Here is a 15004-nt window from a genome sequence, read left to right as displayed (position 1 = left end):
CCGCATCGCCCTGCCCAGGTCGGTGTCGCCCCCTACCCCTGCAGCTCTTGACGGAAACCGGTGCCTCCTGTTTGAGGGTGACCAGGACGTTTGCTGCATGGGGAGATGGGCAAGGTGGGCAAACAGTGAAGCGCGTTCTTCAGATGCTTGCCGCGGCGATCATCGCGTCCGGGGCGACCGGCTGCACGAGCATTTCCTACTACGCGCAGTCGTTGCAAGGTCACACGCAGATCATGGCCGCCCGCAAAAATATTGCAAAACTCATCCGTGATCCTTCGACGCCTGAAGCATTGCGCGCCAAATTGACGTCGGCCAGCGCCATAAGAAGGTTTGCGACAGATGAGCTGGCACTGCCCGAAAACAACAGCTACCGCAGCTATGTCGACATCCATCGCGATGCCGTGACTTGGGCCGTTTTTGCCGCGCCGCAATTCTCGCTTGCGCCACGAACATGGTGCTTTCCGGTCTTCGGCTGCGTTCCATACCGGGGTTACTTCTCCCGGAAATCCGCGACTGAGAACGCAGTCGAACTTCAAAGACAGGGGCTGGACGTCTATGTCTCGGGCGTCACCGCCTATTCCACGCTTGGCTGGTCCAGTGACCCGCTGCTGAGCACCATGCTGCGTCAGGACGACACCTATCTCGCAAGCCTTGTTTTTCATGAACTGGCGCATCAGCGCCTCTATGTGGATGGCGATTCCGCATTCAACGAGGCATTCGCCGTTGCCGTTGAAACCAGCGGCGTCAGGGAATGGCTCCGCGCCGCCGGCGACCGGGCCGGATTGCGCCGATACGAAGCCGACCGCAAACGCAGCGCCGATTTTCTCGGACTGGTGGCGAAGACGCGCGACGAGCTAAGGCAGGTCTATGGTAGTCCCCGCACCCCGGAAAAGATGGCAGCCGCCAAGGCAGCAACCATCGACCGGTTGCGGGCGCGCTACCGGCAGATGCGCGACAGGCACTGGGCGGGATACCGGGGATACGACGCCTGGTTCGCTGCCCCGATCAACAACGCCAAGCTCGCGGCAACTTCTGTCTACGGTGAACAGGTTCCGGCCTTTCTTCGCTTGTTCGACCTGTGTTCGGGCGACTATCCAAGGTTTTACGCTTCTGTCCGGCGGATCGCGGATTTGCCCAAATCGTCACGCGCCGAAGCGCTCAAGGCTGCGGACACGTGCAATTGACTTGAACAAGCACAGGCTGGTCCTGACGATCACCCCAGCGACAGTTCCTTCGTCTGGTGTCTCAAAACGAGGCCGACCGCGCCCAGCAAGGCATCGTTCTCGGTGTGCCTGCCAACGATGATGCGCGTGCGCAGGGCGGGAGCGACATCCCGGGACTTGATCAGCGTGTGGCGTTCATAGGACGCGATCAGCGGCGTCAACAGAATGTCCCCTGCCAAAGCCATATGGCCGCCGATGATGATAAGCGGCGGATTGAGCACCGAGCCGATCAGGCCGAGACCCCGGCCGGCGATCTCGGCGGTATCCTCGATCATCCGCAACGCCCTGACGTCGCCCTGCTCGGCCATGGCGATGACATCGTCCATGGTGACTTGCCGCCCAACGACACGCGAAATCTGTTCCAGCGGCCGGGTAAAACTCGCGTAGAGCTCCAGGCATCCGCGATTGCCGCAGCGGCAAAGGTCGCCGCCGGGATCGATGCTGATGTGCCCGAATTCGCCGGCGCCGCCGGCGACGCCCGTCACCAGCCGGCCATGCTGGACAATGGCGCCGCCGACACCCAGATCGATCTTGAACAGCACGAAATCGTCCTGGCCGACGGCCGCACCCCACATCAGCTCGGCAATGGCCGCGCAGTTGCTCTCGTTGTCGGCGAAGATCGGCTGTTCCAGGACGGGTCCGAACACATCTCGTATGTTGACGCCGGCCCATGTTGGAACCATGCTGGCGCGCAGCACCACTCCATCGCGGCTGACAGGGCCGGAGACGGAGACACCAACCCCCAGGAGCCCCGCCACCGGCAGACCGTTTTCCCTGTAGGATTGGGCAATTGCCGATTTGACCGCCTGGGCCGCCTGTTGCGGCTGGTAGTCCAGCGCCATTGGAATATTTTGTTCGGCAATGACGGAATGCGAGACATCGGCGACGATGAGCCGTATCTGCTGAAGAGCCAGGTGAATGCCGACGCAGGTGCCCGCTGTCGGATTGAGCGTCACCGCCGCGGCTGGCCTGCCGATGCCTCTGATGCCGTCGCGGCTGGTCGGGGCTTCGATCACCATTCCAGACCTTTTCAAGCCGTTAAGCGCGGTTGACACCGTCGAGCGCGCCAGACCGGTGGCGCGTGCGATCTGCAACGCGGAGAGTGCGCCGCGCTCGCTCAGGCAGCGCACGATCATGCTCTCCGGCGACGCGGAGGGTCTGTCGATCAGCCAGGTTCTAAGCGAAGGTTTTGTCATGGCTCAACATAAACATCGTTGACTGATAGCTCCAATATGTCATCTTGGAAAGAACTCGAGATTGACGCATCTCGCCGGCGGCGGCTTCAAACCGCGGCCATAAGCGGTCGAGACGAACCGTGCAACACGATATGGGAGTGAAACGATGAAGTCCGTCATGACCGCGCTTGCGGCCGCTGCTGCGTGCACATTTTTCGCCGGAACAGCCTTCGCCGAACCCAAGACCAACCTTTTGCACCAGTGGGCGACCGGATCGGACGCCCAGGCGATCGCCAAGCTCGGCGAGATGTTCACCGCCAAGGGCGGCAAATGGGAACAGACCTCGATCGCCGGCCACACCGCCAATACGCTGGCCAAGCTGCGCGCCGACGTGATCGCCGGCAATGCCCCGCCTGCCGTGCAGCTCAAGGGCCCCGAGATCGCCGAATGGAACGAGACCGGCATGACCGCCGATCTCGACGAGTTGGCGGCCTCGGAAGGGTGGGAGAAAGTGGTGGCGCCGGAATTGCTTCCGGTGATGAAGCCGACCGGCAAATGGGTCGCCGCGCCCATGAACATCCACCGCATCAACTGGCTCTGGGCCTCGCCCAAGGTCATGCAGGCGGCCGGCGTGGCGGAAATGCCCAAGACCTGGGCCGAGTTCAATGCCGCCTGCGACAAGATCGTCGCCACAGGCAAGATCTGCATCTCGCATTCGACCGCCGACTGGACGGATTCGACGGTGTTCGAGGTCGTGCTCTACGGCCAGGACATCGATCTCTACCGTAAGGCCTTTGTGGAAGGCGATGTCGAGTCCATGCGCAGCCCGGGAATGGTCAAGGCCTTCACGCAGATGCGCCTGATGACGAGCAAATACATGGATCCGGGCATGGTCGGCCGCGACTGGGATTCGATGTCGGCGCTGGTCGGCAAGGGCGACGCGGCGTTCCACATCATGGGCGACTGGACGATCGGCCTTTTGACCGCCGCCGGCTTCAAGGAAGGCACCGACTATGTCTGCGCCCAGGCGCCGACCGATTGGGGCAAACCCGGCTTCATCCTCAACTCGGACTCGGTCGTGTTCTTCAAGCAGAAGGACCAGGATTACATCGACGGCCAGAAGCTGCTGGCCAGCCTGATCCTGTCGCCCGACTTCCAGACGGTCTTCAACCAGGCCAAGGGCTCGATCCCTGCACGCCTGGATATCGATCTGTCGAAGGGCTTCAATCCGTGCCAGCAGCTCTCGCAGAAGGATCTGCAGGCTTCGATCAAGGACGGCACGCTGGTCCGCTCGATGGCGCACAACATGACCATCCCGCAGAAGATGCGCGGCGCGATCATGGACTCCATTACCGAGTTCGTGGCGACACCGGACATGTCGCCCGAGGATGGCGCCAATGCGATGGCCGACGCGGCGGAAGCACAGAAATAGACGGGAATGGCCGGGCGCGATGCCTATCCGCCCGGCCGTCCTCCCTTTCAGTCCCGTGCTCTGCCAATGCTGTACTCTGAATGTCAAATCAAGACCTGATCCTGTCGGTACCGACGCCCGCCCGCCCCTGGCGCGAGCGGCTGGGCTCCGCGATGCCCTTGCTCGTGCTCGGCCCCTCACTCGTGGCGAGCTTCGTCTACGTCTTCGTGTTCACCGGCTGGACGCTCTATATCTCGCTGTCCAACTCCTCGCTGCTGCCGACCTACGGCTTCGTCGGCCTGGACAACTACGCGTCGCTGTGGGCGAACCGGCGCTGGAACATCGCCTACAACAACCTGTTTTTCTTCAGCGCTTTCTACATCGTCGGCTCGATGGCGGTGGGACTGCTGCTGGCGATCCTGATCGACCAGCGCGTGCGCGGCGAAGCGGCCTGGCGCGCGATCTTCCTCTATCCGCTGGCCGTCTCCTTCATCGTCACCGGCACGGTCTGGAGCTGGCTCTACAATCCGACCGACGGCATCCAGGCCATGGTGCGCGGTTTCGGCTGGACGAGCTTCAGTTTCGCACTGGCCAGCGACCGGCACTATGCGATCTACGCGGTGATCATCACCGGCGTCTGGCAGGCCTCGGGCTTTGCCATGGCGCTGTTCCTGGCCGGCCTACGCTCGGTGGATCAGGACCTCGTCAAGGCCGCGCAGATCGACGGCGCATCGACATTCCGCATCTATCGCAAGGTGCTTCTGCCAACCATTGCGCCGATCTTCCTGGCGGTCGCCGTCATCCAGATCCAGTTCGCCATCAAGACCTTCGACCTCGTGGCGGCCCTGACCAAAGGCGGCCCGGGGATCTCGACCACCTTCCCCGCCATCTACGTCTATGACCTGATGTTCCAACGCGGCCAGATCGGCGAAGGTGCGGCCGCCGCCATCATGATGCTTGCCGCTGTTGCCGTGGTGCTGGTGCCCTATTCATTCTGGGTGGTCTGGCGCCGGCGCAAGGAAGCCGGCCATGGCTGACGTCTCCCTGGACCAGTCGCTCGACCGTCGCGCTGCCGCAGTCGCGTCGCGCCGGCATTTTCTCACCCGCTTCGCCATCTATGGGCTGCTGGTCGTCTTCGCGGCGATCTACCTGGTCCCGTTGCTGGTCGTGGTGCTGAATTCATTCCGCGACCAGCAGGAGATCGCACGCAACGGGTTGATCTCGCTGCCGCGCAGCTTCCGCCTCGATGCCTGGGGCCAGGCCTGGAGCACCTATTGCATCGGCGGCACCTGCGAGGGCATGCAGCGCAACTTCTACAACTCCCTGAAGATGACGATCCCGGCCACGATCATGTCGACGGCGGTCGGCGCGATGAACGGTTACATCCTGTCGAAATGGCGCTTCAGAGGCTCGGAAGCTTTGTTCACCTGCATGCTGCTCGGCGTCTTCATTCCGGGCCAGATTTCGTTGATGCCGTGGGCGTTCATCCTCGGCAATCTCGGCCTCAGCAATTCGGTCTACGGGCTCGTCCTCATCCACGTCATCCAGGGCATTTCGTTCACCACTTTGTTTTGCCGCAACTACTACGTCAGCATCCCCGACGACCTGATCAAGGCGGCGCGCATCGACGGCGCCGGCTTCTGGCGCATCTTCCGCAAGATCATTCTGCCGCTCTCCTCGCCGATCCTGATCGTCACGGTGATCTGGCAGTTCACCGGCATCTGGAACGAATATCTGTTCGGCGTCGTCTTCACCTCCGGGCAGCAACAGCCGATCACGGCAGCGCTCGTCGCGCTGACGGCAAGCGGCACCAATGTGCGCGCCTACGATGTCATGAGCGCCGCCGTGCTGATCGGCGCGCTGCCGCCGCTGCTGATCTATCTCTTCGGCGGCAAGTATTTCGTTCGTGGCCTGACCCAAGGGGCGATCAAGTGAGGCGCCGTCAAGTGAGGCGCGATCCAGTGAGCGGAGCCTGTCTCCTGTCGCCGATCGTCCCGTCCGCCAAGAAGGGCATCGCATGTCGACATTGACCATCCGATCGCTGCGCAAGAACTTCGGCGCGGTCGAGGTGCTGAAGGGCATCGATCTCGAAGCGCGGAACGGCGAGTTCATCGCGCTGGTCGGACCGTCCGGCTGCGGCAAGTCCACTCTGCTGGCGATGATCGCCGGGCTCGAATCTGTTACCTCCGGCGAGATCCGCATCGACGGAAGGCTGGTCAATTCGGTGCCGCCGAAGGACCGCGACATCGCCATGGTGTTCCAGTCCTACGCGCTCTACCCGACGATGACGGTGCGCGAGAACATCACCTTCGGCATGGAAAGCCGCCGCGTCCCGAAGCCGCAGCAGGACGAGGCCGTCAGTCGAGTTGCTGCCTTCCTGCAGATCGAACCGCTGCTTGGGCGCAAGCCCGGACAGCTCTCGGGCGGCCAGCGCCAGCGCGTCGCCATGGGCCGGGCGCTGGTTCGCGATCCCAAACTGTTCCTGTTCGACGAGCCGCTCTCCAATCTCGATGCCAAGCTGCGCGTCGACATGCGCACCGAAATCAAGAAGCTGCATCACCGCGTCGGCAAGACCACGGTTTACGTCACCCACGACCAGGTCGAGGCGATGACGCTGGCGTCGCGCATCGCCGTGATGCACCAGGGCGAGGTCCAGCAATTCGACGATCCCGCCACGATCTACAACCGTCCGGCCAACATGTTCGTCGCCGGCTTCATGGGCTCGCCGGCGATGAATTTTTTGGCCGCGGAACTGAGCCAGGAAGGCGGTCACGCCACTGTTGTGTTGCAGGCCGCCGATGGCAAGACGGCCAGCCTGCCGATCGTCCAGGCGCTCCCATCCGATACGCCGCGACAAATCATTCTCGGCATCCGGCCGGAGCACATCTACCGCTTCGATCCGGATCTTGCGCGCCGCAAGCCGGGCATCGCGCAAATCGATGCCGTGGTCGAACTGGTCGAGCCGACAGGCGCGGAGACCATGGCCGTCCTGCGCCTGGGCGGCAAGGAGATCACCGGCCGTTTCGACCCCGACGGCACGCCGCTTATGGGCGAGACGGTGACGCTCGGCATCGACATGGCGCGGGCGTGCCTGTTCGACCCGACGACCCAACGCCTGATCTGACCCGATCTGACCGAAGCTTGATCTGAAAAGAGTTCCGCCTTGTCCTTCGCCACCTATCCGAGCCTGTCCGAGCGTGTCGTGCTGATCACCGGCGGTGCGTCGGGCATCGGCGCCGACACGGTCCGCGCCTTCGCCGCCAATGGCGCACGAGTGGCGTTTCTTGATCTGCAGCAGGAGGCCGGCGAGCAGCTTGCCCGCGACCTCGCCGCCACGGCAGCGCATCCGCCCCTGTTCCTGCGCTGCGACGTGACCGATATCCCTGCCCTGCAGGCCGCGATCGGCACGGTGCGCGACCGCCTAGGGCCTGTCGCGGTGCTGGTCAACAACGCCGCCGATGACAATCGCCTCTCCGTCGCCGACGTGACGCAGGAATATTGGGACCACGCCCAGGATGTGAACCTCAGGCACCACTTCTTTTCCGCTCAGGCCGTGCATCCGCACATGAAGGAAGTGGGCTTTGGTTCGATCGTCAATTTTTCCTCGATCGCCTGGCGTTTCGGCGCGTCAGAGATGGCGCCCTATGCGGCGGCCAAGGCTGCGGTGGTCGGGCTGACCTTCGCGCTGGCGCGGGCGTTTGGCCCCGACAACATCCGCGTCAACGCCATCGAGCCGGGCGCCGTCATCACCGACCGGCAGCGGGAGCTTTGGTACAAGACCCAAGGTTCGGTCGATCAGGTCGTGCAGCGCCAGGTGATCCGCAAGGTTCTGCTCGGCGAGGAGATCGCGCGCACGGTGCTGTTCCTCGCCGCCGACGACAGCCGCATGATCACCAAGCAGTCGATCACCGTGGATGCCGGCCTGCGATGACCACACCTGACTCAAAGGATCGCTTCATGCTCGAGGTCGGCCTGAACCCCTACGGCCTGACCTATCATCTCGGCCTCCAGGGCCGCGGCACGCCACGCGCCAATCCGCAGCCAGCGGGGCTCGAAGGTTTCATCGCGCTCGCGACCGAACTCGGCGCGCGCGTGCTGGAGATCTGGGTGCCATGGCTGAGCGAGCTTTCCGACGACGCGGTGATCGCGCTGCGCGAACGGCTCGCCGGCCTTGGCATCACGCCGGTCGTCAGCGGCGGCCTGCTGGTGGGCGAACCGCTCGACGATGCGTTTCGGGCCGCGCGCCTGCTCAAGGCCAAAATCATCCGGACGGCGCTGACGCCGGTTCTCTGCGGCGACCGCAACGCCGCCGGCGCAAAATGGAGCGAGTACGTCGGCATCATTCGGGGGCGATTGGTGGAATGGGGTCCCCGCGCGAATACCGAAGGGTATGTCCTTGCGATCGAAAACCACCAGGACTTTACCAGCCGGGAACTCGTCGATTTCTGCGCCCTCGGTGGTGACAGTGTGGGCGTGACCTTCGACACCGGCAACACGTTCCCGGTCGGCGAAGCGCCGCTCGATTTTACGAAGGTGATCGCCCCCTATGTCCGCCATGTCCACCTCAAGGATTACCGCGTGCAGTTCACGACCGAAGGTTACCGGCTGATCCGCTGCGCCATCGGCGACGGTGCGGTGCCGTTTGCCGAGCTGTTCGCCATTCTTGGCCAGCACCACGATCGCATGACCGCCGTTCTCGAACCGGGCGCCTTGGAGGCCCGGCATGTCCGCTATCTCAGCGACGACTGGTGGCGCGGCTATCCCCCGAAGACGGCGCGCGACTTTGCCGCCTGCCTGGCGGCCGCGCAGCGCAACCGGCTGCCCGACGATGCCGACACAAGCACCCCCTGGGAGCGCGAAGACGACGTCTCACTGGTTTTCTATGAGCTCGACATGATCCGGCGCAGCGCCGCCAACATGCGCAAATTTGGTTTGATGGAGAAGATGTGATGACGGCACGTGAACTCGATGGATTAACCGCCTTCGTAACCGGCTCCGGCCGAGGCCTCGGCCGCGTGATGGCCGAGCGCCTGGCGGAACTCGGCGCCAATGTCGCGATCCACGACATGGACGAGGAAGCGCCGGCCAAATATGGCGAGTTCGCCAATCTCGGCGAAGTGGTCGAGCGCCTGAAGCGGCACGGCACGAAGGTCACGTCGGTGACCGGCAACATCGGCGACCAGAAAGCGGTTGCCGAGATGAAGCGCAGGATCGAGGCCGATCTCGGCGACGTCCATGTGCTGGTCAATTGTGCCGGCGGCGACATCGGCGCCAGGGGCGGCAAGCCGAACCCGAACAACGCCCTCGACATCGAACTCGACGACATCCGCGTGCTCACCGAGAACAATCTGATCGGCACGATGCTGGTCTGCCAGGCCTTCGTGCCGCCGATGAAGCAGCGCGGCGGCGGCTCCGTCATCAACATCGCCTCCGCGGCGGCACATCTCGGCTGCTCGCCCGAGGTCGTTTACTCCACCTTGAAGGCCGCGGTCGTGCATTACACCCGCTGCCTGGCCAAGGAACTGATCGACGACGGCGTGCGCATCAACGCGGTCAGCCCCGGCGCCACAAAGACGGCACGCTTCCAGGCGACCCGCGTGGTCGATCCGGAGCGCATGGATTCCAGCCGCAAATCGCTGAACCGCTATGCGGAACCGGAAGAGATCGCGGAGGCGGTGGCGTTTCTGGCTGGCCCGCGGGCGCGGTTTATCAACGGGCAGGTGCTGCGGGTGGATGGCGGGTTTACGATCTTTCCGGGGTGATGGGGGAGGCCTCGAATTTCAATTTCGGGCCGAAAGCGGAAGGTCCGTTTTCGGGATTCCTGGGTTAAATTGCCCCCTCACGCCTCGATCTTTTCGCAGCGTCAAAACGGCTGTGGAGGGATTGGCAGGCTATACCGCTGACGAAGCGCACATGTGACGCACCGAGGATAAGTAACCCCGCTTGGTCACGAGGGCGCTGCCGACCGGTTGGTCGAAACTGGCGCTGGTACTCGCTATTCACGAAATTGCCGATCACCCTGACGAGGTCCACTAAGCAATGGTGAACGTCATTTCTGAAGTCGCAAGCAACTCGGCCGCCCTACTCCATTGAGGTCAGCCATGCCTTCGCGGAGCCGACGCAATCTCTGCTGGAGCCTGCATGCTTCTTCAGGCGCAAGCGCTGTGTCTCAGTGCGGCATGAATCCTTTTCTCAGCCAAGCCAATATCTTGCTCCCATTGAGAACCCTGCGGACACGCCCGGCGGCCCAGCCAGCCTGCATGGTGGCGCCGGTGTGGCAACTGCAGACGATCTCATGCAACTGCCAATCGGAGAGTTCGAAGAAGCGTCTGGCTTCCCCGTAGGTATCCGATTGCATGCCCGATGCACGCAGCAGTGGATCGTCAAAGGCGACACTAATCGCCGATCCGACCGCGCGCGCTTCTCCGCGGACAGAGGGATGCAGATGCTCAGTCCCGGTGAGAGCCACAAGGGAGCGCGTCGGATTTCGATAGAGCAGTTCCGCCCACCGCTCTATCCGTTGTGTCCTTGTAGCCAGCAGAGCCGGCGATAGTGGACTGATGTCCGCGACTGACTGGAGTTGATCGAGTGTCTGGTGCTTCATGACTGCCTCCTGTTGGTCGTTCCAATCCCAAGGCCTTTGCTGCAGGATTGGCTCACACGCTAAGCCGCCTCGTAAAGGAGCGGCGGCCGATCAGGTGTTGCCACCAATCGCCCACAGGCACCGCGCGGCGGCATCTGCAGCGACCCCAACTGCATTCCTTCGCCAATGTTCCAGCGGGATGAAAAAAACTGTGCGGCCGGCCGACCCGACGGATCCGGCTGGCGCACGCAGGATCCTGAACTGCTGGACGATGATGACGCAGGCCTGGAAAGGCGGCTAGGTTGGACCTTGCTTTTCAGGCTTGACCATGATGTTTCACTACCCGCTCGGTCATCGCGGGAAGGCCAGGAGCAGAGCCGCTGGCAACGGTGAGTTGCGGACCAGGGCGGGCGGTGGTGGACGACGCCCTTGGGCCGCCAGGTCACTGAAGGACCAACCGAAGCGGCGCTTCGGGCGTAAAAGCGATGTCCTTGTAGGTCTGCAATGTCTGCTTATGGAGGAACGGCGGCAAGGCCTCTTTGACCGGCATGGGGCGCATTGCTGACCGGCAGATTTTCGGCCGACAGCAGACCCTCTGCTGCTTGGGTACCCAGCACGCAAGCTGACATGTGAGACCTCGGTGCGAAGGCCGGGACCAGGCCCACTGCGAACGTACGTGTTGGTTCGCATGTTGGCGCTGAAGCGCCTTATCGTTCAGCCTCGCGGCACATAGATCATATGAACCGTATCGTCATCGATCAATGTGCTCGACACCAGTTGCAGCGGAGGCCTTGCCTCGTGGAAGAAAGGCTTGCCCTTGCCGAGCACGAACGGCCTCACGTGCAGGTGATATTCGCCAATCAGGCCCAGCCCGGTCATAAGACCGGCCAGTTCCGGACCGGAAACGCTCAGGATACCCTCCGTGCGGGCCGCGATCTCGCGAATCTGCGCTTCAATATCGCCGGAGATGAGGGTGGCGTTCGGGCCGACCCGTGAAAGTGTGCGCGAAACGACCCATTTGGGCAGCTTGCGCCAGAGTGTCGCGAACTGGCGAAGCGAAGCATCCCATTCCGCGTGATCATCGTCCCAATAGCGCATGACCTCGTACATCCGGCGGCCATACACAGCGCCGGCATGGTTGCGAATCGTCTCGATCCAGTACTCGAAGTGCTTCTGGCTTGGTGCGCCCATGACCAGATTTCCGGCAAGGTCATCGACATAGCCATCGATGGAAACGTTCATTCCCAAGATAAGTTTGCCCATAAGCAGCGCCTTCACCTAGTGGGTCCACGGACCAACCGCTTGCAATGCAAGCGGTCAGAGGCTATCGCAACTGATTGCAAATCGCAAGCAGCATGGAAGGAAGCGTTCGTGCCGCAAACGAGCCCTGCCTTGTCCCATCAACCCTGCACTTGAACAGCTGGGTGATCCGTCCCGGCTACCGCCATCTACGCCTGCCGTCCCGAATCGAGTTGCACCCCAAGTCGCTCGTTCCGTCTCCACCGCACCACGGCGCGATAGCTGGTATGATCGACCGGCACGTGAAGCACGAAACGGTCGGGGATTGCGATATCGGCCTTCACCCGCAGCTCCGCACCGTGGGCGTGCTGGTTGCAAACCAGACAATTGATACTGGCGTCGCCAACGCGGATTGTCGCTTCCTTCAGAACAAGATCACGGATATGCGACCGTCGCTCTATCGGTGGGTCAGTCGGCATTGCCTTATCCCTCTGATTTGACGACCTGAAACTCTTCTGAAGCCGGAATGGAAAGCGCACTACCGGCCCAGCGGTTGCCTCGAAAGACTGACGAGCTCGGCTTCATCGACCACGCCGGCCATATAGTTCGCGATAATCCGGGATGCGATGGCGTCGCGTGCTTCGGGCGACTGACCGTCGCGCTTAAGCTGCTCGAATACACGGCCCAACAGCTCGAGTTCGGACGGCTGCAAAACGCCGGCCTCGGTGGCTTTGCGTCGAATGGGCATTTGTGATCCTCCACTACGGTCAACAACATACGACCGCGGCAGGGAAACTCAACTCACCTGTCGAGGGCGCCGCGCGGGCGGCGCCGACCACAAATCCCGTTTACCCGAGCGGGGAGTTTTTCACTCAAAGCCACGGTGATCTGGCGTCCATACAAAGCCCGCCAGCAAAGCCGGCGGGCGCAATATTCATAAGATACGCCGCTAGAACCAGCTTCGGTCGCGTTCCTGGCTTTGCCCGAGCAGCATGCCGATCAACAACCCGGCAATGCCGCCAAGCACGAAAGCGCTGCTGATGGTGCCGGGATTTTGCTGGACGGCTTCGGACACCGTCTGCGCCTGCGATCTCAGCTGCTGCGTTGCCCGTGCCGCGCGCTCGGTCGCGCTGCCATACCAGCCGCCGGCTTCGCCAACGGCATCTTCTGCGCGCTCGGCAAGCGTCCGGTTGATCTTGCTGATCTCGCGCTTCAGCGATGCGACCTGCTTCTCCAGGGCCTCCTGGGCCTCTCGGGCGGAAATCTTCGGGGTGTCCTTCGGGGTGTCCTTCGGGGTGTCGTTCTCGGCCATGGCTGTTCCTTTCGTTGAGGCAGGGGGAACGGCCAACGGACAAGGATGGTTCCGCTGCCTGCCGTCACGGTCATTCGCCGGGCCGGCCGCCAACTTTGGGAACACTCTCCCGATCCAACGGTTGTGGCTGATGGAGGCACGCATTTGTCGAATCGATCGAGCCATGCTGAAACGCTGCGGACGGTCTCCGACCTGCTCCACCGCGCCCGCCGTGTCATTCGCGACGGCGGCCATGCGGCGGCGATGTTCGAAATAGACACGCTGCTGCAGGTCGCACAAACAGAGGTTGCGCGCCGCCTCGAACGCAACGATCGCTGAACCTCGATAGGGCACCGCGGGCGGTGTTCATTTGCGGGCGGCGAAGGCCTCGTTTCCCTTTGCGATGGACTTGAAGGCGCCCATCGAGCGGGTCGCCGTCCGCCCCACGCGTCGACATCGCAAAGGCGCAAAAGCCGAGGATGAGGGGCCATCATCGCGGCATCGACCCTCCCGGTTATAACGCTTGGGCGGCGGAACAAAGCTTGGCCGCACTGGTTAGGCTCACAGCACGATGTGTGCCCCAACGAGGATCTCTGTCCATGAAAACACGTGTTCTTCTAGCTTCGCTGGCCACCGCCACAGCCATGGTCTTCGCCCTGCCCGCCTTCGCCGCCGACAGTGCTCAGGACTTTGTCGACAAGGCTGCCATCGGCGGCCTGTTCGAAGTGGACTCCAGCAAGATCGCAGAAGGCAAGGCCCAGGATCAAGGCGTCAAGGATATCGCCAAGAAGATGATCGACGATCACGGCGCCGCCAACGCCAAGCTTGCGACCATCGCCGGCGAACAGAAGCTGAAAGTGCCGACGGAGCTGGACGCCAAGCACAAGGCCGATCTGGAGGCTCTGCAGAATGCCAACGATGCCGTCGACAAGCCCTATGTCCAGATGCAGCGCGATGCGCATTCGGAGGCGGTCACGCTGTTCGAGAGCTACGCCAAGGACGGCGACAACGCGCAGTTGAAGACCTTCGCCTCCGAGACCTTGCCGACGCTCAAAATGCATCAGGAAATGGTCGAGAAGATCGCTTCCGCCGACAATGCATCGTCGGCCACCAGCTCCACCACCCCGGCCGTGAGCACGACCGACACCACCAATCCGGCCGCCCCGATCCCGGGTGCCAACAGCTTCACCGAGGATCAGGCGAAGAGCCGCATTCAGGATGCCGGCTTCTCCGGCGTGTCCAAGCTGACCAAAGACGACCAGGGCATCTGGCGCGGTCAGGCCACCAAGGATGGCAAGACCACGACCGTGGCGCTCGATTATCAGGGCAACGTCGTTGCCGGCGCCAACTGAACCTCTGAACCAGATCGAGGAGATCAAGACCATGAAAACCGTAACCGGACTTTTCGACAACTACGATGATGCCTCCGATGCCGTCGGCGAACTGGAGGCAATCGGAGTGCCGCAGGCCGACATCAGCATCATCGCCAACAATTCGGATGACTGGTACGACGACGGCGACACTTCCAACGCCGCCGAGGATGCAGCCGGCGGCGCCGGTCTTGGAGCCGTCATTGGCGGCGCCGGCGGGCTTCTGACAGGGCTCGGCATCATGGCCATTCCGGGCGTCGGTCCGGTCGTGGCCGCAGGATGGCTGGCCGCCACCGCGGTCGGCGCCGTTGGCGGCGCGGTCGTCGGTGGCGCTGCCGGTGGCATCGTCGGGGCGCTGACCGAGTCAGGCGTCCCCGAAAGGGATGCGCATGTCTATGCGGAGGGCGTTCGCCGCGGTGGCACGATGGTGACCGCCAGGGTCAGCGACGAACTCGCCGATGAGGCCGAGCGTATTCTTGGCGAGTCCAACTCGGTCGATCTGCAAGACCGCCGACGCGCCTACGAAGCCGGTGGCTGGACCGGCTTCGATGCCAATGCCGACCCCTACACCGACATCGAGGCCGAGCGCGACAGAACGCGCAACGCCAGCCCACTTTGATCATCGAGCCCCCGGCGCCGCGCGCGGGCGGGGCGGGCGGGGGGGGGGGGGGGGGGGGGGGGGCGGGAAATTTGGGCAAAAAGAGGGGGGGGG

At 63.0% G+C, this 15004-nt stretch carries 17 protein-coding genes; 11 read left to right on the top strand and 6 right to left on the bottom strand.

Annotation, left to right across the window (positions count from 1 at the left end; genetic code table 11):
- Positions 1-143: 143 nt before the first annotated feature.
- A complete protein-coding gene (locus NKJ77_RS28890; protein ID WP_352536171.1) occupies positions 144-1184 on the top strand; it encodes an aminopeptidase in 1041 nt (346 codons plus the stop codon).
- Between the two features lie 29 nt (positions 1185-1213).
- Here the strand turns inward: NKJ77_RS28890 and NKJ77_RS28885 are convergent, their stop codons facing one another.
- Positions 1214-2419 (bottom strand): ROK family transcriptional regulator, encoded by a 1206-nt coding sequence (locus NKJ77_RS28885; RefSeq protein WP_023831736.1) that lies wholly within the window; start codon positions 2417-2419, stop codon positions 1214-1216.
- Positions 2420-2564: 145 nt separating this feature from the next.
- Here NKJ77_RS28885 and NKJ77_RS28880 point away from each other — a divergent pair, with 145 nt between their 5' ends.
- The 7 genes from NKJ77_RS28880 to NKJ77_RS28850 all read left to right on the top strand — a co-directional run bounded on the left by NKJ77_RS28880 (position 2565) and on the right by NKJ77_RS28850 (position 9571).
- Positions 2565-3830 carry an ABC transporter substrate-binding protein gene (locus NKJ77_RS28880; RefSeq protein ID WP_023710878.1) on the top strand — a complete coding sequence of 422 codons (1266 nt, stop codon included), beginning with the start codon at positions 2565-2567 and terminating at the stop codon, positions 3828-3830.
- An 80-nt stretch (positions 3831-3910) separates the two neighbouring features.
- The gene (locus NKJ77_RS28875) at positions 3911-4846 is read left to right on the top strand and encodes a carbohydrate ABC transporter permease (RefSeq protein ID WP_352536150.1); all 936 of its coding nucleotides are present in this window, start codon (positions 3911-3913) and stop codon (positions 4844-4846) included.
- On the top strand, positions 4839-5744 hold the full coding sequence (locus NKJ77_RS28870; RefSeq protein WP_023831734.1) for a carbohydrate ABC transporter permease: 906 nt from the start codon (positions 4839-4841) through the stop codon (positions 5742-5744). The genes NKJ77_RS28875 and NKJ77_RS28870 overlap by 8 nt, the downstream gene beginning before the upstream one ends.
- An 82-nt stretch (positions 5745-5826) precedes the next feature.
- Positions 5827-6933: an ABC transporter ATP-binding protein gene (locus NKJ77_RS28865; RefSeq protein WP_023831733.1), complete on the top strand. Its 1107-nt coding sequence runs from the start codon at positions 5827-5829 to the stop codon at positions 6931-6933.
- Positions 6934-6972: 39 nt separating this feature from the next.
- Positions 6973-7740, top strand: a complete 768-nt coding sequence (locus NKJ77_RS28860) for an SDR family NAD(P)-dependent oxidoreductase (RefSeq protein ID WP_023831732.1) — start codon at positions 6973-6975, stop codon at positions 7738-7740.
- Positions 7737-8759, top strand: coding sequence for a sugar phosphate isomerase/epimerase family protein (locus tag NKJ77_RS28855; protein WP_023831731.1), 1023 nt, complete (start codon positions 7737-7739; stop codon positions 8757-8759). The genes NKJ77_RS28860 and NKJ77_RS28855 overlap by 4 nt, the downstream gene beginning before the upstream one ends.
- On the top strand, positions 8759-9571 hold the full coding sequence (locus NKJ77_RS28850) for an SDR family NAD(P)-dependent oxidoreductase (RefSeq protein WP_023735070.1): 813 nt from the start codon (positions 8759-8761) through the stop codon (positions 9569-9571). Before NKJ77_RS28855 ends, NKJ77_RS28850 begins: the two co-directional genes overlap by 1 nt.
- Before the next feature lie 407 nt (positions 9572-9978).
- Here the strand turns inward: NKJ77_RS28850 and NKJ77_RS28845 are convergent, their stop codons facing one another.
- From NKJ77_RS28845 to NKJ77_RS28825, 5 genes are all read right to left on the bottom strand, one after another.
- Complete coding sequence (locus NKJ77_RS28845; RefSeq protein WP_023671095.1) at positions 9979-10413, bottom strand: hypothetical protein; 435 nt, start codon at positions 10411-10413, stop codon at positions 9979-9981.
- A gap of 693 nt (positions 10414-11106) precedes the next feature.
- Entirely contained in the window at positions 11107-11655 is a 549-nt protein-coding gene (locus tag NKJ77_RS28840) for a dihydrofolate reductase family protein (RefSeq protein ID WP_352536170.1), read from the bottom strand.
- Positions 11656-11840: 185 nt separating this feature from the next.
- The gene (locus tag NKJ77_RS28835; RefSeq protein ID WP_081725353.1) at positions 11841-12110 is read right to left on the bottom strand and encodes a PilZ domain-containing protein; all 270 of its coding nucleotides are present in this window, start codon (positions 12108-12110) and stop codon (positions 11841-11843) included.
- 59 nt (positions 12111-12169) lie between these two features.
- Positions 12170-12379, bottom strand: coding sequence for a hypothetical protein (locus NKJ77_RS28830; protein WP_023671091.1), 210 nt, complete (start codon positions 12377-12379; stop codon positions 12170-12172).
- 201 nt (positions 12380-12580) lie between these two features.
- Entirely contained in the window at positions 12581-12943 is a 363-nt protein-coding gene (locus NKJ77_RS28825) for a hypothetical protein (protein ID WP_023831729.1), read from the bottom strand.
- Positions 12944-12988: 45 nt separating this feature from the next.
- Here NKJ77_RS28825 and NKJ77_RS28820 point away from each other — a divergent pair, with 45 nt between their 5' ends.
- The 3 genes from NKJ77_RS28820 (at position 12989) to NKJ77_RS28810 (ending at position 14911) form a co-directional block, all read left to right on the top strand.
- Positions 12989-13261, top strand: a complete 273-nt coding sequence (locus tag NKJ77_RS28820; RefSeq protein WP_023740887.1) for a hypothetical protein — start codon at positions 12989-12991, stop codon at positions 13259-13261.
- Positions 13262-13521: 260 nt separating this feature from the next.
- Positions 13522-14274, top strand: coding sequence for a DUF4142 domain-containing protein (locus tag NKJ77_RS28815; protein ID WP_023831728.1), 753 nt, complete (start codon positions 13522-13524; stop codon positions 14272-14274).
- Between the two features lie 31 nt (positions 14275-14305).
- Positions 14306-14911 carry a hypothetical protein gene (locus NKJ77_RS28810; protein ID WP_023831727.1) on the top strand — a complete coding sequence of 202 codons (606 nt, stop codon included), beginning with the start codon at positions 14306-14308 and terminating at the stop codon, positions 14909-14911.
- Positions 14912-15004 lie beyond the last annotated feature (93 nt).

The organism is Mesorhizobium sp. M0052, from assembly GCF_040323255.1.
Classification (GTDB): domain Bacteria; phylum Pseudomonadota; class Alphaproteobacteria; order Rhizobiales; family Rhizobiaceae; genus Mesorhizobium.
The sequence above is the reverse complement of the archived record's forward strand: the minus strand, read 5'-3'. Positions and strand labels throughout refer to the sequence as shown.